Source organism: Bathymodiolus japonicus methanotrophic gill symbiont, from assembly GCF_019721995.1.
GTDB lineage: Bacteria > Pseudomonadota > Gammaproteobacteria > Methylococcales > Methylomonadaceae > Methyloprofundus.
Genome location: NZ_BLYC01000001.1, coordinates 261505 through 287741 on the forward strand (window position 1 = coordinate 261505; position 26237 = coordinate 287741).

Here is a 26237-nt window from a genome sequence, read left to right on the forward strand (position 1 = left end):
ATATAAACAGTGGCTAAGTGTAGCAGGTTTTCGTGTACATTTTAAGCTGTGCAATTAATAGTTTTAACCGTATTGCAGGTCATAAAAATCAGCGTCACGGTCGTTCTGAAAAAAAGCGTGTTAGCATACAAATATTGCAAGTATTTTCAGGGTGTGCGGTTTATGTTTTTATCAGTTCTGTGCTTTTTCTCCGGCGTGCTGTTTGTTCAGCAGTGGAGAGAATTGCCTGATAATTTCATCTTGCTATCTGCGCTAATTATTGCCATTTTAATGGCCTATTATAATTATCGTCGCAGCGCCTATTTTCTTTTAGGCATAGTGTTTGCCAGTGCCTTTGCAAACGCTGAAAATCATGGAAACGTAGCTTAGCGAAGTGGTGATTCTTAGTCCCTGATAGGCGACAGGGCAATTTGCTGATTCGACGTGTGCTAGCAGCACGCGAGAGGAGCAAGAATTGCATTCCGAATAGCCGTCCAGCCAGTGAGGTAGTAATGACGAAGCGGCTTTTGTGCGTAGTCGTTGCGGACGCAGGGCGTTCAGGGCATCTCCCATCCGCTGCGTAGGTGAACGAATTATGGCGACAGGAGTCCCGGAATTTCGTGAGGTAGCATGGCGCGCCTCTGCAGCTTTTTTGGCTAAGGTTAATCCAGAGATTATTCTGGTTCCCGCTGACTCACCAAACCGCTTTGGCTTTCCTCATGCAGAAGTTGTTAATCGCTACAAAGCAATAGCCGCAAAGTACTTTATTAGCGGCGAGTCTGGAGCTATTAGCGTTACCATATCTAAAAATAAAAGTAAGCTAGAAGGCTATAGAGACAAGCATAGTCACTACTGGAATAAGTAAAAAATAATAACCAAGGCATTTACTATGGAATTAAATAGGACTAAAATAGTACTACATTGAAGGAGAGGACATGTTACGTCTAGGTAAAATGACTGACTATGCAACAGTTATCCTGAGTTTTATGGCAAAAAATCCAGAGCAAATGCATGCTGCGCTGGAAGTTTCGACAGTCACTGGGGTTACCCTGCCTACTGTTAGTAAAATTTTGAAGCTATTAGTTAAAGCAAAAGTATTAAGTTCTATTCGAGGAGCAAAGGGTGGTTATGTCTTAGTGCAAACACCTGAAAAAATTACTGTGGCATCGGTGATTACAGCTTTAGAAGGGCCAATATCTTTAACTGAGTGTAGCCATTCTGATCATAGTTGTGATCAGGTTTCAGGTTGTCAAATTGGTAATAACTGGCGACTAATCAATCAAGCCGTGCAGCAAGCTTTAGAGTCAGTGACCTTAGCTGATATGTTGTTACCTGTTAACCCTCCGCAAGAAATTACTGTGCCAGTGGCCAGTTTGTATCGTTTAAAATAGATAAAGAGTACTTATGTCAACCAGCGCACAAGAAATTGATAGTTATATAGGTCAAAAGTATAAAGACGGCTTTGTGACCGACGTGGAAGTGGATACCTTTCCACCGGGTCTGGATGAGCAGGTTATTGCCAAACTTTCGGCGATTAAAGGTGAGCCAGAGTTTATGCTGGAATATCGCTTAAAAGCTTTTCGCCACTGGCAAACCATGACTGAGCCAAATTGGGCGCAGTTAAATATTGAACCGATTGATTATCAGTCAATTAGTTATTATTCAGCGCCTAAAAAAGACTCAGATAAGCCGCAAAGCCTGGATGAAATTGACCCGGAATTGCTAGAAACCTATAAAAAACTGGGTATCCCTCTGGATGAGCAGGAGCGCTTAGCAGGTGTTGCGGTTGATGCTGTATTTGATAGTGTTTCAGTTGCGACTACATTTAAAGGTAAATTAAAAGATGCGGGGGTTATTTTCTGCCCTATTTCCGAGGCCTTGCAAGAATATCCCGACCTAGTAAAGCAGTATTTAGGAACGGTTGTTCCTTCCGGTGATAATTTTTTTGCTGCTTTAAATGCAGCGGTGTTTACCGATGGCTCTTTTGTTTACATTCCTAAAGGTGTCCGTTGTCCGATGGAATTGTCTACGTATTTTAGAATTAATGCGGCCAACACAGGACAATTTGAACGTACTTTGATTATTGCTGATGAGGATAGTCATGTTAGCTATTTAGAAGGCTGTACCGCACCGATGCGTGATGAAAATCAATTGCATGCGGCAGTAGTGGAATTAGTTGTCATGGATAACGCGGAGATTAAATACTCGACAGTTCAGAACTGGTACCCAGGCGACGAAAATGGAGTGGGTGGCATATATAACTTTGTCACCAAGCGTGCAGAGTGCCGTGGAGCAAACTCAAAGGTTTCCTGGACACAGGTAGAAACGGGTTCTGCGATTACCTGGAAATATCCTAGTTGTGTATTATTGGGCGATAACTCGGTGGGTGAATTCTATTCGGTTGCGGTGACTAATAATTATCAGCAAGCCGATACCGGAACTAAAATGATTCATATCGGTAAAAATACCCGCAGTACGATTATTTCCAAAGGCATATCTGCAGGGCGTTCGCAAAACACCTATCGCGGGCTGGTTAAGGTTGCTAAAAATGCGACAAACGCACGTAACTATACGCAGTGTGACTCCTTATTAGTGGGTGATAAATGCGGCGCACATACGTTCCCTTATGTGGAAGTGAAACAACCTTCGGCACAAGTCGAGCATGAAGCGACCACCTCTAAAATTAGCGAAGACCAATTGTTTTTCTGTCAGCAACGTGGCATCTCTGCGGAAGATGCTGTTTCGATGATTGTTAATGGTTTTTGCAAAAGTGTATTCAAAGAATTACCCATGGAATTTGCCGTCGAAGCGCAGGCTTTATTAGGCATCAGTCTTGAAGGTTCGGTGGGTTAGAAATTTCTCCTATTCCCGCACAAAGTCGGGAGTCAGGCACAGTCCAAAAAATATTTCAGGTAAAAATAAATGCTCAGTATAGAAAATCTTCATGTCAGTGTAGGTGATAAGCCTATTCTTAAAGGCCTTAATTTGCAGATTAATGCAGGTGAAGTGCATGCGATTATGGGACCCAATGGCGCGGGTAAAAGCACGCTGTCGCATGTCTTGTCAGGAAAGTCAGGTTACACCGTGACAGCAGGAACAGTGATTTATCAGGGAAAGGACTTATTAGATCTGGAGCCTGATGAAAGAGCGCGTGAAGGTGTATTTTTAGCTTTCCAGTATCCAGTAGAAGTTCCTGGGGTGAGCAATATTTATCTAATGAAAGCAGCTCTAAATGCAATTCGCAAGCACAAAGGTTTGCCTGAAGTGGATGCGATGGATTTTTTAACCTTAGTTAAAGATAAAGTCAAATTATTAGAAATGGATGAAAAGTTCTTATATCGTTCGGTCAATGAAGGTTTTTCAGGTGGTGAGAAAAAACGTAATGAGATCCTGCAAGCTGCTATTTTAGAGCCTAGCTTGTGTATTCTAGATGAAACCGATTCCGGGCTGGATATTGATGCCTTGAAAGTGGTTGCTGCTGGCGTGAATTCTCTTCGTGCGGATGATCGTGCTTTTTTAATGATTACCCATTATCAACGCATGCTGGATTATATTAAGCCTGATATCGTGCATGTTCTGGCGAATGGCAAAATTGTCAAATCAGGTGGTCCTGAACTTGCGCTGGAACTGGAAGCAAAAGGTTACCACTGGGTAGAAGAGCAGGCGGCATAATGAGTGCTGTAAAAACTATCAGTCAATATCCAACTGAATATGAGAAATTTTCTGATGCATTACCTGGGCAATTAGTTAGCTGGTTAAGATTACTAAGACAGGATGCGGCACAGCACTTTTCAGCGCATGGTTTTCCTTCATTAAGAGAGGAAGAGTGGCGCTATACTAATGTTTCCGCCATCGAGAAGAAATTGTTTTCGCCGGTTGCTACAAGTGAAATCGGTGCGGTAGACATGGACAGTCTCAAACAGCATTTAATAGCGGATGCCTGGTCTGTCGTTCTGGTGGATGGACATTATTCAGCGTCCCTGTCTAATCTGGATGGCATTCCGGAATCAGTGACGGTCATGAATATGGCTAGTGCTGTAGAGCAGCGTGCTGATTTACTGGAAAAATACTTTTCTCAGGTAGTTGACTCTAAAGAACATGGCTTTGTAGCGTTTAACACTGCCTGGTTTAGTGATGGGCTGTTTATTCATGTTCCTGCTAAGCAGGTGTTAGCTAAGCCGATTCAAATCCTGCATATCGTGACTCAAGCGGGCTTTATGGCGAATACACGCGATATTATTGTTCTGGAGGAGTCAGCCGAGGCAAAAGTGATAGAAACCTATGTAGGCTGTGATGATGCTTATTGTTCAGCAGCAGTTATGGAAATTGCGCTGGAACAAAATGCTGATTTAACTTTATATAAACTGCAAATGGAAGGTGAGAAAGCTTACCATTTTGGCGGAACCTATGTTAAACAGGCTAGGGATAGTCGCTTTACACACCATAACTTTGCCTTTGGTGGGCTATTAGCGCGCAATGATACTCATACTGACCTGGGTCATGCCTCAGCATGTGACTTAAATGGCCTGTATTTAGGCGTTAAACGCCAGCATATCGATAATCACACGCGTATTAATCATTTACAGCCGCATGCAATAAGTCATGAGCTGTATAAAGGCGTTTTAAATCAGCGTGCAAAAGGTGTTTTTCAGGGGCGGGTACTGGTTGCAGAGCAGGCGCAGAAAACCGACTCGATGATGAACAATCGTAACCTGTTACTTTCAGATGATGCAGAAGCTGACACCAAGCCGCAACTGGAAATTTATGCGGATGATGTAAAGTGTGCACATGGTGTAACGGTAGGGCAATTAGATGAGCAATCGGTTTTTTACTTGCAATCGCGTTGCGTGGATAAGCAAACCGCACGAAATATGCTGACCTTTGCCTTTGCTAATGAAATGGTGGGAAAGATCAAGCTACCAGAGTTGCATGATAGGGTGCTAGCACAATTATTACAGCGCTTTCCTCAGGCAGGTATTCAGCAAGACTGGCTTTAATAATAAGAGTGTAGAGCGGACTTTAGTCCGCTACGATTGTATAAAATGCGGACTGAAGTCCGCTCTACCCAAGTAGAGTAATCCCCGAAGATAAAATGACCACATTCCCCATCGAAAAAATTCGTGCTGATTTTCCGATTTTACAAGAGAAAATTCGTAATAAACCTTTAGTCTATCTGGATAATGCTGCAAGCTGTCAAAAGCCGCAGCAGGTAATCGATAGCATAGTACACCTTTACAGCCATGAATATGCCAATGTGCACCGTGGTGTGCATGCATTAAGTGTTAAAGCGACTGATCGTTACGAAGGTGCGCGAGAAAAAGTGAAAGACTTTATCAATGCACAAAGTACTAAGGAAATCGTGTTTGTACGTGGAGCAACCGAGGCGATTAATTTAATTGCCCAGACCTTTGGTAAGACCAATATCAAAGCGGGTGATGAGATTCTTATTACCGCGATGGAGCATCACTCTAATATCGTACCCTGGCAGATGCTATGTAAAGAAACTGGGGCGATATTAAAAGTTGCACCGATTAATTTACAAGGCGAACTTGTTTATGCAGAGCTTGAGAAATTAATCACTGACAAAACTAAGCTGATTGCCGTGGTGCATATGTCTAATGCATTAGGAACGATCAATCCAGTTAAGAAAATCATCGCCGCTGCAAAAGCAAGGAATATTGCTGTGTTACTCGATGGGGCTCAAGCTATTCCGCATATGCCGGTTGATGTGCAGGCTCTGGGCTGTGATTTTTATGTGTTTTCCGGGCATAAACTGTATGCGCCATCAGGTATAGGTGTGATGTATGGGAAACAGGCTTTACTGGAAGCCATGCCTCCCTATCAGGGTGGCGGCGATATGATTCGCAAGGTGACCTTTGCAGAAACAGAATATAATGTTTTACCTTATAAGTTTGAAGCCGGAACGCCAAGCATAGCAGATGTAGTAGGTTTAGGCGCGGCAATTGATTACCTGAATGTAATAGGTATGGATAATGTTGCGGCGTATGAAGCCGAGTTGTTAGCGTATGCAACGGAAAAAGCAAAGCAGATTAAAGGCCTGCGACTAATAGGCGAGGCGCAGGAAAAAGGAGCGATTCTTTCTTTTGTATTAGATAAAATTCATCCGCATGATATTGGTACCATGCTGGACAGTCTGGGCATAGCCATAAGGGCGGGACACCACTGTGCCATGCCGGTAATGGATTTTTTTGAAGTGCCCGCAACTGCAAGAGCCTCGTTTGCCATGTACAATACTAAAGATGAGATTGATGTTTTAATCAATGGTATTGAAGATTTAATAAAGATTTTTGGTTAACTCTTGCATGTTTGGCAGGTCATTGATGAATAGGTATTTTTACCATGAAAGACTTGAAGGTCAATTTTTTTCTTCTTCATTACCTACATGAACTTCATCGTGCATTAAAAGAAGTCATAAATTGCCGTGTAACAGCAATACCCGAAGAACACACAACTAGAGAACAAAATGTTTGATGATTTACGCGACCTCTATCAGGAGGTTATTTTTGACCATAATAGAAACCCACGCAACTTCCATGTGATGGAAGATGCAGATCGCAAAGTTGAGGGGTTTAACCCTTTATGCGGTGACCGCCTGACTTTATTTTTAAAGCTGGACGGCGACAAAATCACCGATGCGAGTTTTCAGGGTTCAGGTTGTGCAATATCAACAGCATCTGTTTCATTGATGACTGAAATCGTTAAAGGCAAGACAGAATCTGAAGCCGAAGACCTATTTCAAAAGTTTCATCAAATGACTACTGGCAAAGAAGAAGAGGTGAATCTGGAAGCCATCGGTAAATTAGCCGTATTAGCCGGGGTACGTGAATACCCTGCGCGGGTAAAATGTGCGACTTTAGCCTGGCATACTCTGGATGCTGCCTTAAAAAATGAGCAAGAATCTATTTCAACTGAATAAAAGTATTGTAGAGCGGACTTTAGTCCGCTAGTCTCATCCATTGATTCAGTCAGCGGACTAAAGTCCGCTCTACGTTTGATCTCACAATAATGTACAACTATATCGGTAAGCTAGCTGTTTTGCATAATGCGGAATATGAGCTAGCTTTTGCACAGGCATTAGCTACTCGCTTATCAGTCCCCCTTTATCATTCAGTAGATAACAAAACCCCGGAAGATTTTTTTCTTTGCTGGCGCGATGGTTGTTTAAAGTTACTGGATAAAGACCTGCTAAAAAAGGGTGGTCTAATGGTTGATATAGATCCAAGGCAAGGAGAGCAGCGCTCCTGGCCGGCACCTAAAGAAGGCGCTTTGGCTGAGGCTATCGGGCGAAAAACCCGAACGGTGATTGATGCTACGACCGGCTGGGCACAAGACAGCTTGCATATTTTTCGCATGGGTTACGACTTAAAATGTATTGAGCGATCGCCGGTGATGCTGGAATTACTGAGCGATGCATTTAAGCGCTTGCAAGCTGTAGACTGGGTGACTCGATTGGCCTTACCTGTTCCGACACTGATCCCTGGAAATGCCATAGACGTTTTAGCGCAACTGCCTGATACGCCTGATTGCATTTATATAGATCCGATGTTCCCAGCGAAGCGTAAAAAGTCTGCGTTACCTAAAAAATCGATGTTGATATTGCGCGACTTACTAGGTGATGATATGGATAGAGAAGCCTTGTTTGAGGCGGCATTGCAGGCTACGGCAAAAAAAGTTGTGGTTAAAAGCCCAGACTATGCCTTGCCTATAGGGGGGAAGCCTGCACAAAGTTTTAAGAGTAAGCTGCTTAGATATGATGTCTATATAAAAAACTAATACGAGGAAAATATGTCTGAATGGGTTGATGTAGTAGTGGAAAATGCACTGGCAGTGGGCGAGCACCTCGTGGTGGATGTTGATGGTGTAGATGTCGCCATTTTTAAATTAGAAGATGGGTTCTATGCTCTGGAAGATGTATGTACACATGATGGTGCTGAAATTGCCAGCGGTGAGTTTGATGGTGATGAAATCATCTGTCCCCGACATGGCGCGCGATTTTGCATTAGAACGGGTGAAGTGAAATCTGCTCCTGCCTACGAAGATATTGCCAGTTTAGCCGTGAAAGTTGAAGATGGTCGTATCAAGGTAAGAGATACACGCTGGGATTAGAGTATTTAAGCTAAAGCCTGAATTCAGGATAGTATATAATAAATGGCTTTTTTATTAGCTTGAAAAGCCGAGTAAAGATAAATTCAATGCAAGAAATAAACCCGATAAATAATAAAATACAAGATTTTCAGCATCGTACCCGGACCCTTAGGGGGTATCTTTGACTACGATGTTAAAAGTGAGCGCTTAGTCGAAGTTTTACGTGAACTGGAAAACCCTGAAATATGGAATAACCCTGAGCAGGCGCAGGCCTTAGGTAAGGAACGTGGGCTATTAGAAACGGTCGTCAATACTATTTCTGAGCTAGAAGCAGGTTTAAGCGATGCATCTGAATTACTGGAAATGGCTGTAGCTGAAGCGGATGAAGATACAGTCGATACGGTTGTTGAAGATTTAGCTGTGTTTGAAAAGCAGGTAGAAGGGTTAGAGTTTCGTCGTATGTTTTCCGGTGAAATGGATGCTAATAATGCATTTCTGGATATTCAGTCGGGCTCAGGTGGTACCGAGGCGCAAGATTGGGCTTCCATGATTGAGCGCATGTATTTGCGCTGGGGTGAGCGCAAGGGCTTTAAAACCGAATTGATTGAAGAGTCGCAAGGCGAGGTCGCGGGTATCAAGAGTGCCACGATTAAATTTGAAGGTGATTATGCGTTTGGCTGGTTACGCACGGAAACAGGGGTGCATAGGCTGGTACGCAAGTCACCTTTTGATTCAGGCAATCGTCGGCACACTTCCTTTGCCTCAGTATTTGTGTCGCCTGAGATCGATGATAATATTGAAATAGAAATTAACCCTGCTGATTTGCGTATCGATGTTTACCGTGCCAGTGGGGCGGGCGGTCAGCATGTGAATAAAACCGAATCAGCGGTTCGTATTACCCATCTTCCAACTAATATTGTCTCCCAATGTCAGAATGGCCGTTCCCAGCATAAGAATAAAGATACGGCAATGAAGCAACTTAAATCTAGGCTTTATGAACTGGAGTTACGCAAGCGTAGTGAAACACAGAAAACGGTAGAAGATAATAAATCTGATATAGGCTGGGGCAGTCAGATCCGCTCTTATGTGCTGGATCAGTCGCGTATTAAAGATTTACGCACCAATGTTGAAACCGGCAATACCCAGGCAGTATTGGATGGTGATTTAGATCAATTTATCGAAGCCAGTCTGAAGAGTGGCTTGTGAGTCTTTAGTCTGCAACTTTTACCATTAAAAATTTCAGTTATAGAGCATGTTTTTGCTCGCTAAGAAAAAATCAAATAAATACACAAAAATGTCCGAATTAGAACACGACGAACAAGAGCAAATTAAACAACGCCGTAGCAAATTAGATGCATTACGAGAAAATGGTGCCATTGCTTTTCCCACAGATTTTCGCCGTAATGTTGTCGCGGGCGAGCTGCTTGCTGAATATGATGCAAAGAACAAGGAAGAGCTAGAAGCCGATCCGGTGCGCGTTAAACTAGCAGGTCGTTTGATGACTAGGCGTATCATGGGTAAAGCAAGCTTTGCGCATATTCAGGATATGTCCGGAAAGATTCAGCTATATGTGACGCGTGATACTTTGCCAGAAGGTTTTTATAATGAGCAATTTAAAAAGTGGGATATCGGCGATATAGTCGGAGCGGAAGGAGTGTTATTTAAAACCAAGGTAGGTGAGCTTAGTGTCAAGGTTGATGATATCCGCTTATTAACTAAATCTTTACGCCCTTTGCCAGAGAAATTTCACGGCATCGCCGATCAGGAAATTAAATACCGACAGCGCTATCTTGATTTGATTATGAGTGAAGCATCGCGCAATACTTTTTTACTTCGCTCAAAAATTGTTGCCTATATACGCCAGTTTTTAATTGAGCGGCAATTTCTGGAAGTTGAAACGCCAATGATGCAGGCAATTCCGGGGGGGGCAACTGCACGTCCGTTCGAGACCTTTCATAATGCGCTGGATTTAGGTATGTACCTGCGTATTGCGCCAGAATTGTATTTAAAGCGCCTGGTCGTTGGTGGTTTTGAGCGAGTATTTGAAATTAATCGAAATTTTCGAAATGAAGGTTTGTCTACCCGTCACAATCCCGAGTTCACCATGCTGGAATTTTATCAGGCCTATGCTGAATATGGCGACTTAATGGATCTGACAGAAGCGATGTTAAAAGGTCTGGCGGAAGATGTTATAGGCCAGCCAGTGATCAGCTACCAGGGTGAGCAATATGATTTTGGTAAGCCATTTGATCGTATGACAGTGGTTGAGTCAATTCTGCAGTTTAACCCGGACTTAACGCCGGCTGATCTAGCGAGTCGTGAAGCTGCTGTAAAGGTTGCAGAAAACCTGGGTATTCCGCTTAAAGATAGTTATGGGCTGGGTAAAATACAGATAGAAATTTTTGAGAAAACGGTAGAAAGCCGCTTAATGAATCCTACCTTTATAACCGCATACCCAGTGGAAGTGTCGCCTTTGGCGCGCAGAAATGATGATGATCCGCATGTGACTGACCGGTTTGAGTTCTTTGTTGGAGGACGTGAGATTGCCAATGGATTTACTGAATTAAATGATTCGGAAGATCAGGCTGAACGTTTTATGCAGCAGGTGCAGGAAAAAGACGCTGGCGATGATGAAGCGATGCACTTTGATGCAGATTATATTACCGCTCTAGAGCATGGTATGCCGCCTACTGCCGGCGAAGGTATCGGCATTGATCGCCTGGTGATGCTATTTACCGATTCGCCATCGATCCGAGACGTGTTGTTATTCCCCCATATGCGCCCTAAAGTTTAATCGTGGTTTGAGCAGGGCGTTTAAGCTTGAATATTAAATGTAATGATCACTAATACTTATCACCTCTTGGGTGAGTGTCCTCTTCTGCATAGTTTTGTGAATAAATTTGTGCATGAAATCCTGCGTTACAACTCTGAGAGCAGAGCATGTCTTAGACGCTTTGCAATCAGATTAATAAAATAAAAAGTTGAGAAAGGTATTTCAAAGAAAATGAGGTAACTATCCCCCCCCCCGTGTTGTTTTAGACTATTTGAAAATTACTAAAAACCAGGAAGCCTGGCGCCGCTTATGGTTCAGAATATGAACAAATTAATCCTGGGATGATGGCTTCCTAGTTGTTGCTGCATTGGTAAATTTTGTAAGAGATATAAAGCCAGCTTGATTTAAAATAACAGGGGGATATAACAAAAGCGGGGAGTCGCTATTTTTGCGAAAGCTTGTTTTGGGCATCCCAGCCCAAGCAAGCAGCAAAAACTTAACGCGACCACTTATGCCTCCGGCGGCCCCGATTCGTCCTCGTCACCTCGTCCCGACCCAACAAGGGGTCGGAACATAGGCTCCAAATGACTTGACGCCGTGTCGGATGGCCTTTTATTTTGTCTCCACCTTCGCTAACGCTCAGACTCCGACAAAACAACGGCCCTACGGCTATCGCGGACTAAAAATCATCACTTCGCTTAGGCTACGTTTCCCTGATTTTCAGCGTTAGAAATGGCGATGGCTTAATTCAAGATGATATTAATAGACTTTTACTTAAATTTAGCTTAATACTAACCCATCTTCGTCACTTTCATCTTTCTAAGCCATTGATTCATCGGTTTAAGCGATTTTTTGTCGAAAAATTCTCTTTAAAATCAATGGTGTTTTTTTTGAAAGTTTTGTAGTGCCATTTATATTATTTTTGTCGATAAATTCATTGACTTTTGTCAAAAAAATCATCATTATTTGAGTGTAATTTACATGCGACAAAAATACTCTAAAAAATCCAACGTTTTATACAAAAACACAAAATATGTAGTGCCAACTGGCTACTTTTTAAAATTTCAACCAATTGATTTATAACAACTACATCATCAATAGTGACGAAGATGGGCTAATATTTCGATTCGCCATTTAGTGCAAGAAAAAATCGGTAGCCGCCTCAAGCACCTACGCTGAAAATCATGGAAACGGAGCTTAGCGAAGTGGTGATTTTTAGTCCCTGATAGGCGACAGGGCAGTTCGCTGATTCGACGTGTGCTAGCAGCACGCGAGAGGAGCAAGAATTGCATTCCGAATAGCCGTCCAGCCAGTGAGGTAGTAATGACGAAGCGGCTTTTGTGCGTGGTCGTTGCGGACGCAGGGCGTTCAGGGCATCTCCCATCCGCTGCGTAGGTGAACGAATTATGGCGACAGGAGTCCCGGAATTTCGTGAGGTAGCATGGCGCGCCTGAACTAAGGGAGATGGAAACACACATCATCCAAAAACTGCTGGTCTTTTTGTCCATCTTCTGCGTTGTAGTAATAGTTGCGTAGCTTGCTATGCGCCTGTTACTACGCCTTGAATACGAACAAAAATACTGCTGAATATTGGGCAGTTATTTATTTCCAGCTCCCTAACACCGGCGCGACCACAATTAAATCTTAAAGCTTGTACAACACGCTATTTTCTGCATCTCTAGGGGAGCGTTTCTTTTTTGTATTTTGAGCTTCGCGCTCTTTAGTATATTTGGCAATCATTTCGTCCCAGTTTGCATATTGCTGGTATTCTTCGAAACCTTCTGCCTTGCGCTTGGTAAAAACCTCTTTGCCCACTGCAATTAATTCATCAGGCATTTTCCCACCGACGATATCCAGGAATTCTGAATTTTTACGATACGCTGTGCGTATTGCCCAGAAAGAAAGTTCATACTCAATTCTTTTTTCTTGGGGTAGACGGCTTTTTATCCTTTTGACCGATTTCAGTGCAGTTTTAAAATTACGCCCATTTATTTCTCCGCCGCTACTACAGGCAGTAGTCAATAAAATGCTGAATGAAATAATGATAATAGAAAGTATGGGCATATAAAGCCTCCTCGGTAAGTATTTTTATTTTTATCTGAAAATATTTGTCTATAATAGATAGCTCGTCTGAGTTCACCAGGAATCGGTAGACTTAAACATAGTAAATCACTATGTAATTATATACATAAGCCAATATCAATGCTGGAATTTATTACAAATTTAAAACAGCGCTACCAGATAATTCAATCAGGGCTAGCCGAAGAAAGTACGCAGTGGACTACTTTTCAGGCTAGCATTGAACAATTAACATTAATTGAATCTTTTCTACATAAAATCCAGCTAATTGAGCATGGAGATGTGCCGCTAAATATCGCCGTGATTGGCCCAACGCAATCGGGCAAGAGCACTGTGGTAAATTTATTACTCGCTCAGGATGCCGCAGGTGTCAGTCCATTAGCGGGATATACTGTGCATCCGCAAGGCTTTGCGGTGGATTTAAAAATAGAGGATTTAAGCTATATCGCACAACATTTTTCCGGGTTTCGTGAGGTGCAGCAGTTTTCCCAGGATTCTGAAAGCTATGCATGTTACTCGCTAAGTCACCTAAGCACGCAGAATTTACCCAGATGTTTACTTTGGGATACGCCTGATTTTGATTCGATTGATGCGCAGAGTTACCGGGAAGGCGTTTTAAAGTCCTTAGCTCTGGCAGATGTTTTAGTCCTGGTGGTCAGTAAGGAGAAATATGCAGATCAGTCAGTCTGGGATGCACTGGCTTTAATCGAGCCATTGAATCAGCCGGTGCTGGCGGTCATTAATAAGTTGATCGCTGACTCGCAGTCGTTGGTGGCCGATTCTTTTAAGCAGCGCTGGCAGCAAATACGGCAGGATAAGACGCCTGCTATCATGCCCATTTTATTCACTAAGGGAGATATTGCGCAGGAATGTCAGACAGAATTAATTAACTTATTACAACATCATATGCACAAGGTGCAGCGCAAAAAAAATGCGGCTGTGGCAATAAGTTTTATGCAGCAGCACTGGCAGTCCTGGCTGGCACCAGTCAGATTAGAGCAGGAGACGCAAACAACCTGGCAGATACTAATTGATCAGGCTGTAAAGCAAGCTATCACTGAATACCAACGGGATTACCTGGATCACCCGCATCATTACGATACCTTTCAAAATGCACTGGCACAATTACTTACCTTGCTGGAAGTGCCGGGGCTGGCAAATATCATTGCACAAAGTAGAAAAATACTTGCCTGGCCGTTAAGAAAAGTGTTTGCCATCGGCAAGAATAAATATACACAGGCCTTTCCAAAAACTCAGGAAACAGCTGTTTTACAGCAAATTGCCGAGCATGTGTTTTTGCAACTGGGTGATCAGGTATTAGACCAGATTGACCAGACTCAGGGTAATAATAAATGGTGGAAAGCAATTAATAGTCAGCTAAGGCAGGACAAAGCAGTTGTTTTGCAGCATTTTGAGCGCGGCACTGATATTTATCACCAGGATTTTAAGCAGCAAATAGAAACGACCGCGCAAGGTTTATATCACCAGTTAGAAGAGCATCCGGCTTTGTTAAACGGTCTGCGTGCAACACGGGTAACAGCCGATGCTGCGATGTTAGGTCTGGCCGTACAAGCGGGCGGAATTGGCTTGCATGATTTACTGATTGCACCAGCGATGCTTTCAGTGACTTCCTATCTGGCAGAAAGTGCCATAGGCAGTTATCTGCAACGCGCTGAAACCGAATTAAAGCAGCAACAACTGAATACCGTAAAGCATCAGTTATTTGATCAGATTTTACTACAGCAGCTATCCAGCCTATCAACAAAAATGATGCATAACACTTTTTTTAATATCTCTACACGTCAGCTTGCTGAAGCAGAGGCACAACTGGAACAAAAACGGCATGGATTACGCATACTCTGATTTAGTCGTACAGGCTAAGGATTGGGCGCAACAGCTTGTAAGCAAAGCATGGGCATCTGAGGCTGCGCTGGAAACACTGCTAGATTATGATGCCCGCACGCCCGAGAGTTTATTTAACGATACCGTGTCCCGGCCATTAATTGTTGCCTTTCTTGGCGGTACCGGGGTAGGTAAGAGTACCTTGCTAAATCGTCTGGCGGGCAAGCAGATTGCCCAGACAGGCGTGGTCAGACCGACTTCGAGAGAAGTAACTTTATTTCACCATGAGAACGTTAATATAGCTCATTTACCTAGTCATTTTCCGCTAGATAAAATCAATATAGCCGAGCACACAGAAGCAAAGAATCAGCATATTATCTGGATTGATATGCCTGATTTTGATAGTACCGAGCAAAGCAATCAGCAGTTAGTTTTAGAGTGGTTGCCACATATCGATGTACTCATCTATGTAGTGAGCCCTGAGCGCTATCGTGATAGTAAGGCATGGCAAATTTTACTCGCTGAAGGTGGCCGGCATGCCTGGGTTTTTGTGTTAAATCAGGCTGACCGGGGGCAGGCTGAGCAGTACCAGGACTTTATTAAGCAGTTATCCAAAGCGGGGTTTAACAACCCGCTGGTTTATCAAACCAGTTGTACCAGCGATACGGCTGATGCACAGCTTGATGAGTTTGATGCCTTACAAATCAGCTTGCAGGATCTGGCGACAGAAAACACGATTAAACAGCTGGAATTAAGAGGGCAGCAGGTACGTAAAGCTGAATTAAAGAGTGTATTACAAACTTCTATCACGCTACTTGGCACCGCAGATGCAACACCTGAATTAATTGTCTTCTGGAAAAATCAGGCGCGTGACTTGCAAAGGCTATTAGCGGAAAACACTGTTTTGCCGCAACAGCAAATGGCTGAATATTATGCGCTACATAGCGGCGACCTGGCACAGCAACAAGCAGAGCCTTATTTGCATCAGCGCTTATGGGACAAGTGGGCGCAAACACGTTTTGATGATGCGTTGGATGCTTTGATTTTACAGGCAGATCAACTGTCCATGCCGGTGCTGCCTATCAGGCAGCTTTTATTGCCTGTACGTGCCAATGCAGAGAAAGTAGTTGAGGAAAAAACCTTGCTATCGGTGCGCAAGGCACTGATTAAACCAGGTAATGTAGTACAGCGAGCGATTATAAAAACAGCGCAAATTGCCGAAATTATCTTGCCAATTGCAGCGATGGGCTGGGTAGGCTATCAGGTAGTTATTGAATTCTATGAAAGCAGCTCAGAAGAAGTGCCACACTATATTGGCACGGACTTCGCCATCAACAGCATCATGCTAATAGCCATCGCCTGGTTGTTTCCTTATTTTCTACAGAAAAAACTCCAGCCCTCGATACAAAAAGCGGCATTAAAAGGCTTGAATCGAGGGTTTATAACCGCGTTACAAACTCTGGATCTAGACGTGCTGGATGTGATCAAAGCGAATGCCCAGGCTCAGCAATCTTTACGCCAGAATGCGGAGCATATTATCGAGGGCTGTGATAGAGAACGCGAAACATTAGTCTCAGTCGTAGAAAACAGCGCATTGGAAAGGATGCTGTTGTGATGCAACACAAACCTATAAATCGCCTTATATAATTTTCTGGATGCCCACTACCTTACGCAATTCCAGTAAGAATGGCGCGCTAATAGCGCGTGCTTTTTCAGCTCCTTCCTGAAGTTGTTGTTCGATATGTGCCGGTTCCTGAATAAGAGCTTCATAGCGCTCTCTTGCCGGGATGATTTCCTCATTAATTTTTTCAAACAAGATTTTTTTTATTTCACCCCAGGCAATACCGTCTGCATATTGCTGGCGTATATCGGCAACTTCATGCTCGTTAGCAAATGCCTGATAGGTACTGAATAGGGTACACTCAGTTGGATCTTTCGGCTCACCCGGTTCGAGTGAGTTGGTTTTAATTTTATTAATCAGTTTCTTGAGTTTCTTTTCCGGGACAAACAGGGGAATGGTGTTGTTATAACTTTTACTCATTTTACGCCCATCCAGACCGGATAGAATAGACGCATTCTCGTCAATAATCGCCTCTGGCAGAGTAAAGTGTTCGCCATAAATATGGTTAAAGCGTGAGGCGATATCGCGCGCCATTTCGATATGCTGAATTTGATCTTTTCCCACTGGGACTTTATGCGCATTAAAAATAAGAATATCGGCAGCCATCAGAATAGGATAGCTGAATAGTCCCATAGTAATACCCTTATCAGGGTCTGTATTTGTGCTAGCTTCATTTTCTGCAACTACGCCTTTATAGGCATGTGCACGGTTCATTAAGCCTTTAGCGGTAACACAGGTTAGCATCCAGGTAAGTTCCATAATCTCGGGAACATCGGATTGACGGTAAAATGTTGCGTTTTTAGTATCTAGCCCTAATGCCAGCCAGGTTGCAGCAATTTCCAGGCTGGACTGGCGTACTTTTTCAGGTTCACTACATTTAATTAAGGCATGGTAATCAGCCAGGAAATAGAATGGCTTGGCATTTGCATCTTTACTTGCGGCGATAGCTGGGCGAATGGCACCGACATAGTTTCCCAGATGGGGCGTCCCTGTGGTCGTGATGCCGGTGAGTATGGTCGATTTATTCATGCTTATTTATTCTCGTAGGTAAGTATTTATGTGTAATAGTCATCGATTTGCCGTAATATATCCCAGATAAAAAATAGACTTATTACTGCATTATTGCTTGATGCTTATTTTACGTTATTCTTGACGCTAAGAAAGCTAGTACAGCAGCTATTTTGGATAGATGAATAAAAAATGATGATTTTAAATTTAATATCAATGAGATACAGATATTTCTATCCATTAAAGCTACACGGCGATGCACTAGTGATGGTTATAAGAACTGGGTACTGAGACACTATGTTGGGTGATTTTTGTAATGAACATGTTAAAGCTGGCAGAGTCTAGGCAATTTGATCGTATGGAGTTATCTTGCGCTATTAGCTATAAGTTTCCTGACTCGGAACAAGTTTATGAGGGTGTGTGCTTGAATATCAGTGGGTCAGGGGTTTTCTTCAGAGGCCGTCATATGTTGGAAAGCGGTATGGCATTAGAGCTGGCTGTTGCCACTAAAAACGATCTGTGTGTACCGTTGCGAGCTTATGTAGAGGTGATTCGCAGCAAGCAAGTTGAAGGTGAGCTATATGAAGTGGCAACCGAAATCAAAGGCATCAGGGAGTATTAACTTTTATGGCTAAAGTTGCGCCCCTTAATAAGTCATTTTGCTTGCAAAATATTTTTGAAACAAATTACCGCAAGCTCTTTTCCCTGATTCCTGATTTAAGGGAGATAGCAGAATCTGCCCAGGGCTTTTCTAATGACAAGCCGATGCTGTATATGCAGACGCTGGAGCAAACTCCCTATACCAAAACCATACAGTTAAGTTATTATTTTGAGAATAATAGCAAAGCACTATTAGAACCCGCAGTAAAAATTCGTCTATATTTCGATGTCTGTACGGCAGAAGTGTTACGCGATTATAAGCGCATCGAAGTGAGCAAGGCCATTGCTGACCTTAGTTTGAGTAGCGATATTATGGATTATAAATGGCGACTGAATTACTTTTTAGAAAAGTGGCTAGGCCACTGCCTTAAAGCTGACTATGCTTTTGTTAGCAATGATATAGCCGCATAACCTGGTATTACTTAATAACGCAAAACTCATTATGCTCTGCTGAGACGACTATTCGCTCAACTATGACTTCGGTCGCTGAAAATCATGGAAACGGAGCTTAGCGAAGTGGTGATTTTTAGTCCCTGATAGGCGACAGGGCAATTCGCTGATTCGACGTGTGCTAGCAGCACGCGAGAGGAGCAAGAATTGCATTCCGAATAGCCGTCCAGCCAGTGAGGTAGTAATGACGAAGCGTCTTTTGTGCGTAGTCGTTGCGGACGCAGGGCGTTCAGGGCATCTCCCATCCGCTGCGTAGGTGAACGAATTATGGCGACAGGAGTCCCGGAATTTCGTGAGGTAGCATGGCGCGCCTGAACTTTTGCCGGGAGTGGACCTTTATGACACCACTGGATAAAGTCGCGTATTGCCTGTGGTTCTCCAGCGGCGATAATTTATACATCACCAGCCGCTGTGTTTCTTACCGTGCCAATAATGCTTAATTTTCGGGCGGATTTTTGTGTTGAGGCTCTAAAAAAACACCTTGCACACGGCCTTTTACGGTGAGTTTATAGTATTCTAAGGGCATTTTATTTCCCAGCAATAATGAATCCTGTGTGAGCGGGAAAAATCTTCGGGGATGGTTTGCGCACTGATGTCTGTAATATGCAGATGCGCTAATGACGGCATATCCAGCTTGAAACGACGGAAATTGGTAGAGAAATATAGAATGCCGTCAGTGCTTAATGATTTTGTGGCATGGCTTATTAATGCGACATGATCCTCCTGAATACTGAGATTATTTTCCATGCGCTTGGAATTGGAAAATGTGGGTGGGTCAAGAAAGATCAAATCATATAGCTGATCCGGCTGTGATTTATTTGCGGCCGATTTGAGCCATTCCATACAGTCAGCCCGAATAAAACGATTATCACTCTGGCTATTATTTAACGCCATATTGCGCTGTGCCCAGTCTAAATAGGTTTTGGACATATCCACGGTGGTGGTTGTAATCGCGCCTCCTATGGCAGCATGTACTGAAGCGGTGCCAGTATAGGCAAACAGATTTAGGAAATGTTTGTTTTTAGCCTGTTGCTGGATTTTCAGGCGAAGAGGGCGGTGATCCAGAAAGAGCCCGGTATCCAGATAGTCTTCAAAGTTTACATGCAGCAATGCACCATGCTCTTCGATGGTCTCAAAAGTCCCCTGGCTGGCAAGCTTTTCATATTGATCCATGCCCTTTTGCTTACTACGGGTTTTTAAATAAATTTGCTCTTTGGGCAGCGCAAAAATGCGCGCGATTTCATTCACTGCACTACTCAGCCGCAGCATGGCCTTTTCCTGAGAAATACTTTTGGGTGCCTGATATTCCTGTACATTAAGCCAGGTTTTAGCACCCTGATATACATCGATAGCAATGGCATATTCGGGTAAATCTGCATCATAAATCCGGTAGCAATGGATATTATTACGCTTCAGCCATTTGGCGGTTTTCTTAATATTTTTTTGCAAACGATTGGCAAACATGTCTGCATTTGGATCGGCAGTTCTATTGTCGTCCTTAATTTGCTCAATTCGCTCCTGCGCTGATTTTGCTTTCGGGATAAAGAAGTTTTGCTCTTCGATAGCAAAGCGCAATAATTTACACTCTAAAGGCCCGTTAAACAGGGTGATCGGTTTTTGCGAACGTATTCCTAAGCGAAAGCCCAGTTCAGGATCACTGATAATCATGGCAGCCTGCCAGTGGGTAAACTGCTGTTTTAATACTTCACCAAAGGTGCGATAAAGTTGCGCAGTTTCTTCGCTATTGCCCAGACGTTCGCCATAGGGAGGGTTACACACCACTAGCCCCGGTTGCCAGCTTTCAGCCGCTGTAGCCGCGCTGATATCTCGACGCTCTACATGGATATGCTCTTGTAATCCTGCATTTTCTATATGTAATAAAGCGGCATTAATGGCGCGTCTACTTTGATCAAAGCCTACGATCGTCGGTATTTTTTCCAGTCCTGCCTGTTTGCGTTGGCTAGCCTCATCAAGCAATGACTGCCATAGCGCGGCATCATGTTGTTTCCAGTGTGAAAAACCAAACTGCTTCTGCTGTAGTCCAGGTGCATAATCGCCCGCTATCATTGCTGCTTCAATCAGCATAGTACCCGAGCCACACATGGGGTCAATCAAGCTACCACCTTGTTGCGCAATATCCAGCCAGTGACTACGGTTTAAAATGGCGGCGGCCAGGTTTTCCTTAATCGGTGCAGTAATACTTAAGTCCCGATAACCACGTCGGTGCAAACTTTCACCAGACAGGTCTAAACTGAGTGTAGCCTGCTCATTGTGTAAATAGACATTAATACGGATATTAGGCTGTGTGGTATTAATATCGGGGCGTTTATTGGATTTTTTACGCATCTGATCAACTACGGCATCTTTAACCTTGATTGCGCCAAAGTGAGTGTTATTGATTGCTTTGGATCCTTTAGCGTTAAAGGAAACGGCAAAGCTATCGTCTGGCGTCATATGTTCAAACCAGTTTATTTTATAAATTCCAGCATATAAATCTTCTTGGCTTGTGACGATAAAGCTACTTAAGGTTAATAAGACCCGGTTAGCAATGCGTGACCACAGGCAGACTCGATAGGCAACTTCCAGTGAGCCTTCAAAATAGGCGCCTGCCATAGCCGCTTTAACATTTTTTGCACCCAGCTGTTTTAGTTCAGTAACCAGTATATCTTCCATGGCTTTGGGTGTGGTGGCAAAAAAATTAAAATTAGTCATGTGTGTGGAAATAGGAGAGGAAGTGGTTACTAGTGCAGCACTAGTGGAAATGCATTTCTACCATGAAGAGCATGAAGGACTTGAAGAGTTAATTTTATAAAACTTCATGAACTTCATGTTCTTCATGGTGATTATGTTTTAAGCTTGACGAAAGTATTGCTATTGAATACTGAGTAACTCGACATCAAAGATTAGTGTTTCATTCGGTCCAATTTCAGCACCGGCACCTTTTGCTCCATAGCCTAAATCCGGATGAATGTAGAAACGGTATTTTGCACCTAGTGGCATAAGTTGTACGCCTTCAGTCCAGCCAACTATAACTCTGTTTAATGGGAAGGTGGCAGGGGCATTACGTTCATAAGAGCTATCAAAGACTTTGCCATCCAGGGTCGTGCCATGATAATGCACTGTGACGCTGGAACTGGCAGTAGGTTTTTCACCTTCACCTGCAGTTAAGACGATATATTGCAAGCCACTTGCGGTAGTAATAACACCTTCCTTGTCGGCATTTTCAGCTAAAAAAGCTTCACCTGCCTGTTTATTATTGCCTGCAAGTTCAGGGTCTGGTCTGGTAAACATAAAATAACCTATAAATAAGATAATGAATATTACGAGAATAATGAGCTGGGTTTTACCCATGGATAACTCCTTAAAGATGATGAACGGATATTTTACCAAAAAAACCAGCCGGAACTTCCTAATTCTTCCCGACATGCTTTTAATTGTTGATTATAAGTCTGCGCTTTTCGGGCTACTTTTTTAGAAACTTTAAGTAACCAGGGCTTTTTTTTGTAGGATTTACGCTTATAGCCGGTGTGGCCTTCATGGTATGCCAGATACTGTTTAGCCGTATCCCACTTTGAGATGCCTAAGCTATTATGGCTAACAGTGCAGTACCAGCCAATAAAATCACTGGCATCGGCAAAGTCATCACGATCGGCAGACCAGCTTCCTGCTTCATCAAGATACCAGTCCCATGTACTATCTTGCGCTTGAGGATAGCCATATGCCGAGCTATTTCTAAACCAGGGGATAAAACCTAAAATATAGGGTCTTGGGGGTTGTGCATCTGCGACAAAACGAGATTCCTGGTGCATAATGGCCATTTGAACATGAATAGGCACCCCCCACTTTTCATAAGTGTCCTGAGTGTATTCTAGCCAGTCATCTTTTTCGCGGAATATGGCGCAGATGTTTTGTGTATTTTTAGGTTGTGAGGCGGTGCAGGCAGTTAATAAGTGCAACAGAATTAAAGCCAGGCCGCTGTATATTATTTGCTTGAACATCATGTTAAAACCAGGCATGGTGAGAATCGGGCGTATCTAAAATAAAATACAAGTTATTGGCAAGCGGTGTTGTTTTTAGTTTAATATAGCTTATCTTTTTATCAACGGAATTCATTGGACCTGAATTCAAGTCATAAGTACATAACCCAATAAATTTTTCATATCTATCCCAGTCAGCTCTTCAAATACCTCATAAGGTGTTTTGTAATTGAGACACTTTTTGGGGCGACTATTTAGCTTATCAACGGCTATAAAAACCTCTTTTATCGTAACATCAATCAACTCCATTACTTTAGGGAAATACTGTCTTAATAAGCCATTAGGATTCTCATTTTGCCCTCTTTCCCAAGAGCTGTAGGGAGTCGCAAAATACGTATCACAACCTAGTGCTTCTGCTATTTTTTCATGCAGGGTAAACTCTTTCCCGTTACCAAAAGTAATTGTTTTAACAAAGCTTTTTATAGGATCAAGCATTAAAATAGTTGCGTCTAATACATATTGAGCCTTTTTCCCCGCTAAAGGGAAGGCCAACCGTAATTTAGAGACTCGCTCATCCAACGTTACAATCGCCCCTTTGTGATTTTTCCCAATGATTGTATCTGCCTCCCAATCACCTATACGCTTACGGTTGTTGACCTCTTCAGGACGCTCATCTATATCGACTCTATTACTCGATGTTCAAGTTTTCAGCTATAACTGGGCTAAGAAAAGTAAATTTTTCCGGCTTTGTTTTATAAGTGATTGATTTACAATGATGTTGATGCTTTCTTTGTCAGTAAAATTGTCAATAAAATCAATCAGTTAAAAAACTTGAACATCGAGTATTAGGGATTCCTGTCCTATTATGGGCTGACCCATACCGCTTGCGATAGGTTTTGTTCTGATGCCGAAGATGCTTGTATAGTTCACCCCCTGCCTTTTTGTCCGCCGCTGTCAGCCCCGGACGGGCTGATAGTCTCCAGAAGGCGCAGGGAAATTTGCCAATCCGAAGTGCGCGATAGCGCGCGAGGGAGGCTAAAATTTTATCCCGAATAGCCGTAGAGCCATTTGTGGTAGCCATGACTGAGCTGCTTTGTGCTCAGTCTGTGGCGGACGCAGGGCGGCTGGAGCATCTCCTATTCGCTGCGTAGGTGAACGAATTACGGCGACAGGAGTCCCGGAATTTCGTGAGGTAGCATGGCGCGCCTGTTGTTTATGCCTGTCGCCTCTTTGACCTGTATTGCGTTTAATCTCGCGTGAAATATTGCTTTGGCTTTGTTCTAAGGCTTCTGCTATTTTATTCTGTGAAGTTCCCTTTTTTAATTCAATTTCTATATAATATCTTTCTTCAGGACATAGGTGTGTATAGCTCATTTGTAGCCTCTGTAAATTGTTTGGTAGCTGTTTACTTTACACCTATGTCTTGTCTTAATTCAACAGGTGTTAGTCTAGCCAATACTTGCAGAGGGTTATGCACTTATTATACGAATTCAGGGGATAATAAATCAATAGAATAATATGATTAGTTGCAGCAGCCAATAAAAATTAGCAATATGATTAATCCTAGACAGTATTTTCGGAAAAATTTTGCGCTCTCAGGCTTGCTGTTTATCGGCAATGTCGAGCATGAAATGCAGGTACTAAACCTGTCTATTTCTGGCATTCTAGCGGCTATAGATACTTCGGCTAATTTGCTTAATGAGCGGGATGTTTTTTTGCTGCTGCAGCAATCCAGTATAGTGGATATATACATCGAAAATTTGAATCTTTCTGGTGAAGCGGAGATAGTCCGGGTTGATATGGATGATGAGAAAATTCTGATCGGTATGGAATTTAAGCAAATTTCCTATGATGTAGAAAATTTACTGTATAAGAGAAAGGCCTATAGAAAAAGCATGACTGCGCCAGGGCAGGCTCTGATTGCGGAGAGTTTTTATGAGTTTATGACGCGTAATGTTTCTGTTGATGGCATCATGATTTATATAGACGAGCATGTTGATCTGCAACTGAATATGATTATTGAGTTTAAATTTGATAAGTTGCACTTGTATGGTGAAAGCCGTGTGATCTGGTTTGAGTATGATGAAACGGGTAGCACTGTTATAGGTATGGAATATCTACATATGGAAAAATCAGAAATAACCGGGATACCGCGCTTTTATCACTATGACTTCAAGTAACAGGATACAGTTTATTTTTAAAAACGGCTTTTATCGCGACACTGCCAATACTCAGTTGCTAATTGCTGCGCAGTTTCTTGTGAATCTGCTCTCGCCATTAACTTTAATGTAATCGCTGTAGTGCCGATCACGCTGGCTATTGCAAATTCATCACTAATTTCACCTCGCCATAGCTGAACAAGTTGCCGAGGCTCTAGTGTTTCTGGCTTAACATGGCGTCTGGCAAATAAAGCGGGCCAGGTTTCTTCGTCTAATATCCCATTATGCACGTTCTGCGCCAGGCACGGCATATCCGGGTTCCGCTCGGTTTCTCCGCCTTCCCCTTTGATAACTGTCATATGCGCCTGGTTTAATAATAATGCAGCTTCCTGATGTACCGGGCGATAACCCGGGTGAAAAATACCCTGAATACTATAGGCTGCATTCAATGGATTAATCAGGCGTACCAGCGTATGTACTGGAGAGCGCAGCCCCATTAAATTCCGCAGATGAATCATTCTATTTAACGCAGGGCAAATCTGCTCTAGCGAAAGGTAGGCAAAATTTTGTGCTTGTAAATGTTGCTCAGCATCTGCAAATGAATCCGCTTTGTTTAATGAAAATAACGCTAGCATGTCCTGGGCAAAAATGCGGCTATCAGAATGCGAAGCGCAGCCGTGCATCAGCACTTTTATACCGTTTTCTGCCAGCAAGAGGCCGGATAATATAAACCACGGTAAGTGGCGGCGTTTTCCTGCATAAGCAGACCAGTCCAGATCAGCCGTAACAATGATTTTTTTAGGTAAGGTTTCACGCACGGCAGTGACAAAGCCAGCAAGTTCTTCAGGCGTTTCTTCTTTGACTCGCATTAGCATCAGGAACGCACCCAATTGTATCTCTTCTGCTTCACCTGCCAGTATCATGCGCATTGCATGGTAGGCTTCATCCTGGGTCAGGGGACGGGAGCCTTTTTTGCCTTTGCCCAGAATACGAATATATACGACAAAAGGGTGCTCAATATTATTGCTCTGCATCTGCTTACCCTTTAACCGGGCGTTTATCCAGCTTTCGCTGTAAAGTCCGGCGGTGCATATTGAGTGCTCTTGCGGCAGCGGATATATTGCCATCATGTTCCATCAGCACTTTTTGTAAATGTTCCCATTCTAGTCGCTTGACCGACAAGGGGTTTTCATTAATGGCGACACTGCTATCCCCGGAATTTTTATGTAGGGCATGCATGATCTCATCAGTATTAGCGGGTTTAGTCAGGTAATGTTTTGCGCCCAGTTTAATCGCTTCGACTGCGGTTGCAATACTTGCATATCCGGTGAGCATAATGATCTGGGTATTATCATCCAGAGAAATTAATTTTTGCACTAATTCCAGCCCTGATTCATGGCCTATGCGTAAATCAATAATGGCAAATTCGGGTTCGATCTGTTCAGCCAGGGTTAAGCCATTTTTAACATCATGGGCGACGGAAACAGAAAAACCTCTTTTTTCTAAGGCAGATTTAAGTACTGAGCAATAAGTCAGGTCATCATCTACCAGTAATAATTGTGCTTGATTATGTTCTGACATGG

General features: G+C 43.0%; 31 protein-coding genes and 4 pseudogenes. 21 read left to right on the forward strand and 14 right to left on the reverse strand.

All coding sequences use genetic code 11. The features are described from left to right. Positions 1-32: 32 nt before the first annotated feature. Positions 33-230, forward strand: coding sequence for a hypothetical protein (locus K6984_RS01615; protein WP_221893876.1), 198 nt, complete (start codon positions 33-35; stop codon positions 228-230). A 79-nt stretch (positions 231-309) separates the two neighbouring features. On the opposite strand, the gene K6984_RS01620 is transcribed toward K6984_RS01615, so the two are convergent. Further along, positions 310-552 carry a hypothetical protein gene (locus K6984_RS01620; protein WP_221893877.1) on the reverse strand — a complete coding sequence of 81 codons (243 nt, stop codon included), beginning with the start codon at positions 550-552 and terminating at the stop codon, positions 310-312. On the opposite strand from K6984_RS01620, the gene K6984_RS01625 reads away from it, so the two are divergent. The 13 genes from K6984_RS01625 to K6984_RS32210 all read left to right on the forward strand — a co-directional run bounded on the left by K6984_RS01625 (position 509) and on the right by K6984_RS32210 (position 11588). Then, positions 509-844 (forward strand): ComEC/Rec2 family competence protein, encoded by a 336-nt coding sequence (locus tag K6984_RS01625; RefSeq protein ID WP_221893878.1) that lies wholly within the window; start codon positions 509-511, stop codon positions 842-844. The genes K6984_RS01620 and K6984_RS01625 overlap by 44 nt on opposite strands. Before the next feature lie 70 nt (positions 845-914). Beyond that, entirely contained in the window at positions 915-1370 is a 456-nt protein-coding gene (locus K6984_RS01630) for an SUF system Fe-S cluster assembly regulator (protein ID WP_221893879.1), read from the forward strand. 13 nt (positions 1371-1383) lie between these two features. After that, a complete protein-coding gene (gene sufB / locus K6984_RS01635) occupies positions 1384-2832 on the forward strand; it encodes a Fe-S cluster assembly protein SufB (RefSeq protein ID WP_221893880.1) in 1449 nt (482 codons plus the stop codon). Positions 2833-2901: 69 nt separating this feature from the next. Beyond that, complete coding sequence (gene sufC / locus K6984_RS01640) at positions 2902-3651, forward strand: Fe-S cluster assembly ATPase SufC (RefSeq protein WP_221893881.1); 750 nt, start codon at positions 2902-2904, stop codon at positions 3649-3651. Further along, entirely contained in the window at positions 3651-4976 is a 1326-nt protein-coding gene (sufD, locus tag K6984_RS01645; RefSeq protein WP_221893882.1) for a Fe-S cluster assembly protein SufD, read from the forward strand. Before sufC ends, sufD begins: the two co-directional genes overlap by 1 nt. Before the next feature lie 95 nt (positions 4977-5071). Next, positions 5072-6295, forward strand: a complete 1224-nt coding sequence (locus K6984_RS01650; protein ID WP_221893883.1) for a cysteine desulfurase — start codon at positions 5072-5074, stop codon at positions 6293-6295. 168 nt (positions 6296-6463) lie between these two features. Further along, entirely contained in the window at positions 6464-6916 is a 453-nt protein-coding gene (sufU, locus tag K6984_RS01655; protein WP_221893884.1) for a Fe-S cluster assembly sulfur transfer protein SufU, read from the forward strand. An 89-nt stretch (positions 6917-7005) separates the two neighbouring features. Further along, a complete protein-coding gene (locus K6984_RS01660) occupies positions 7006-7773 on the forward strand; it encodes a class I SAM-dependent methyltransferase (protein WP_221893885.1) in 768 nt (255 codons plus the stop codon). Between the two features lie 12 nt (positions 7774-7785). After that, positions 7786-8106, forward strand: coding sequence for a non-heme iron oxygenase ferredoxin subunit (locus tag K6984_RS01665; protein WP_221893886.1), 321 nt, complete (start codon positions 7786-7788; stop codon positions 8104-8106). Positions 8107-8192: 86 nt separating this feature from the next. Then, a protein-coding gene (gene prfB, locus K6984_RS01670) for a peptide chain release factor 2 (RefSeq protein ID WP_221893887.1) occupies positions 8193-9291 on the forward strand; the annotation gives its coding sequence in 2 pieces (ribosomal slippage) (positions 8193-8267 and positions 8269-9291; 1098 coding nt in all). An 88-nt stretch (positions 9292-9379) separates the two neighbouring features. Next, positions 9380-10879, forward strand: a complete 1500-nt coding sequence (gene lysS / locus K6984_RS01675) for a lysine--tRNA ligase (protein WP_221894119.1) — start codon at positions 9380-9382, stop codon at positions 10877-10879. A 427-nt stretch (positions 10880-11306) separates the two neighbouring features. Then, positions 11307-11435 (forward strand): hypothetical protein, encoded by a 129-nt coding sequence (locus tag K6984_RS32205; protein WP_263458596.1) that lies wholly within the window; start codon positions 11307-11309, stop codon positions 11433-11435. 27 nt (positions 11436-11462) lie between these two features. Further along, entirely contained in the window at positions 11463-11588 is a 126-nt protein-coding gene (locus K6984_RS32210; RefSeq protein ID WP_263458605.1) for a hypothetical protein, read from the forward strand. Between the two features lie 432 nt (positions 11589-12020). On the opposite strand, the gene K6984_RS01680 is transcribed toward K6984_RS32210, so the two are convergent. Together K6984_RS01680 and K6984_RS01685 are read right to left on the reverse strand one after the other, a co-directional pair. Next, positions 12021-12242, reverse strand: a complete 222-nt coding sequence (locus tag K6984_RS01680) for a hypothetical protein (RefSeq protein WP_221893888.1) — start codon at positions 12240-12242, stop codon at positions 12021-12023. 260 nt (positions 12243-12502) lie between these two features. Next, positions 12503-12922 (reverse strand): hypothetical protein, encoded by a 420-nt coding sequence (locus K6984_RS01685; protein WP_221893889.1) that lies wholly within the window; start codon positions 12920-12922, stop codon positions 12503-12505. A gap of 138 nt (positions 12923-13060) precedes the next feature. Here K6984_RS01685 and K6984_RS01690 point away from each other — a divergent pair, with 138 nt between their 5' ends. Beyond that, a complete protein-coding gene (locus tag K6984_RS01690) occupies positions 13061-14800 on the forward strand; it encodes a GTPase (RefSeq protein ID WP_221893890.1) in 1740 nt (579 codons plus the stop codon). Then, positions 14781-16394, forward strand: a complete 1614-nt coding sequence (locus K6984_RS01695; protein ID WP_221893891.1) for a GTPase — start codon at positions 14781-14783, stop codon at positions 16392-16394. Before K6984_RS01690 ends, K6984_RS01695 begins: the two co-directional genes overlap by 20 nt. A 24-nt stretch (positions 16395-16418) precedes the next feature. On the opposite strand, the gene K6984_RS01700 is transcribed toward K6984_RS01695, so the two are convergent. Next, positions 16419-17429 carry a tryptophan--tRNA ligase gene (locus K6984_RS01700; RefSeq protein ID WP_221893892.1) on the reverse strand — a complete coding sequence of 337 codons (1011 nt, stop codon included), beginning with the start codon at positions 17427-17429 and terminating at the stop codon, positions 16419-16421. A gap of 301 nt (positions 17430-17730) precedes the next feature. Here K6984_RS01700 and K6984_RS01705 point away from each other — a divergent pair, with 301 nt between their 5' ends. After that, a complete protein-coding gene (locus tag K6984_RS01705) occupies positions 17731-18030 on the forward strand; it encodes a PilZ domain-containing protein (RefSeq protein ID WP_221893893.1) in 300 nt (99 codons plus the stop codon). Positions 18031-18035: 5 nt separating this feature from the next. Beyond that, positions 18036-18479 carry a DUF1249 domain-containing protein gene (locus K6984_RS01710; protein WP_221893894.1) on the forward strand — a complete coding sequence of 148 codons (444 nt, stop codon included), beginning with the start codon at positions 18036-18038 and terminating at the stop codon, positions 18477-18479. Between the two features lie 56 nt (positions 18480-18535). On the opposite strand, the gene K6984_RS01715 is transcribed toward K6984_RS01710, so the two are convergent. The 3 genes and pseudogenes from K6984_RS01715 to rlmKL form a co-directional block, all read right to left on the reverse strand. After that, the gene (locus K6984_RS01715; RefSeq protein WP_221893895.1) at positions 18536-18763 is read right to left on the reverse strand and encodes a hypothetical protein; all 228 of its coding nucleotides are present in this window, start codon (positions 18761-18763) and stop codon (positions 18536-18538) included. A 147-nt stretch (positions 18764-18910) separates the two neighbouring features. Next, positions 18911-18985: pseudogene (locus K6984_RS35920) on the reverse strand (hypothetical protein); the annotation flags it as partial. Between the two features lie 49 nt (positions 18986-19034). Then, the gene (gene rlmKL, locus K6984_RS01720) at positions 19035-21230 is read right to left on the reverse strand and encodes a bifunctional 23S rRNA (guanine(2069)-N(7))-methyltransferase RlmK/23S rRNA (guanine(2445)-N(2))-methyltransferase RlmL (RefSeq protein ID WP_221893896.1); all 2196 of its coding nucleotides are present in this window, start codon (positions 21228-21230) and stop codon (positions 19035-19037) included. Here rlmKL and K6984_RS32215 point away from each other — a divergent pair. Then, positions 21205-21330, forward strand: coding sequence for a hypothetical protein (locus K6984_RS32215; RefSeq protein WP_263458637.1), 126 nt, complete (start codon positions 21205-21207; stop codon positions 21328-21330). The genes rlmKL and K6984_RS32215 overlap by 26 nt on opposite strands. Positions 21331-21389: 59 nt before the next feature. Here the strand turns inward: K6984_RS32215 and K6984_RS01725 are convergent, their stop codons facing one another. The 4 genes and pseudogenes from K6984_RS01725 to K6984_RS01740 all read right to left on the reverse strand — a co-directional run. Continuing rightward, positions 21390-21869 carry an FKBP-type peptidyl-prolyl cis-trans isomerase gene (locus K6984_RS01725; protein ID WP_221893897.1) on the reverse strand — a complete coding sequence of 160 codons (480 nt, stop codon included), beginning with the start codon at positions 21867-21869 and terminating at the stop codon, positions 21390-21392. A gap of 32 nt (positions 21870-21901) precedes the next feature. Further along, on the reverse strand, positions 21902-22519 hold the full coding sequence (locus tag K6984_RS01730) for a transglycosylase SLT domain-containing protein (protein WP_230987805.1): 618 nt from the start codon (positions 22517-22519) through the stop codon (positions 21902-21904). Positions 22520-22642: 123 nt separating this feature from the next. Then, positions 22643-23185, reverse strand: a pseudogene (locus tag K6984_RS01735) (IS30 family transposase); the annotation flags it as partial. Positions 23186-23342: 157 nt separating this feature from the next. Continuing rightward, positions 23343-23441: pseudogene (locus K6984_RS01740) on the reverse strand (IS30 family transposase); the annotation flags it as partial. Between the two features lie 147 nt (positions 23442-23588). On the opposite strand from K6984_RS01740, the gene K6984_RS30420 reads away from it, so the two are divergent. Beyond that, positions 23589-23729, forward strand: a complete 141-nt coding sequence (locus tag K6984_RS30420) for a hypothetical protein (RefSeq protein WP_230987807.1) — start codon at positions 23589-23591, stop codon at positions 23727-23729. Positions 23730-23746: 17 nt separating this feature from the next. Here the strand turns inward: K6984_RS30420 and K6984_RS35925 are convergent. Further along, a pseudogene (locus tag K6984_RS35925) lies at positions 23747-23869 on the reverse strand (helix-turn-helix domain-containing protein); the annotation flags it as partial. Positions 23870-24021: 152 nt separating this feature from the next. Here K6984_RS35925 and K6984_RS01750 point away from each other — a divergent pair. Further along, complete coding sequence (locus tag K6984_RS01750) at positions 24022-24675, forward strand: PilZ domain-containing protein (RefSeq protein WP_221893899.1); 654 nt, start codon at positions 24022-24024, stop codon at positions 24673-24675. Between the two features lie 17 nt (positions 24676-24692). On the opposite strand, the gene K6984_RS01755 is transcribed toward K6984_RS01750, so the two are convergent. Together K6984_RS01755 and K6984_RS01760 are read right to left on the reverse strand one after the other, a co-directional pair. Further along, positions 24693-25688, reverse strand: a complete 996-nt coding sequence (locus tag K6984_RS01755; protein ID WP_221894122.1) for a glycosyl transferase family protein — start codon at positions 25686-25688, stop codon at positions 24693-24695. Between the two features lie 4 nt (positions 25689-25692). Beyond that, entirely contained in the window at positions 25693-26235 is a 543-nt protein-coding gene (locus tag K6984_RS01760) for a response regulator transcription factor (RefSeq protein ID WP_221893900.1), read from the reverse strand. Positions 26236-26237 lie beyond the last annotated feature (2 nt).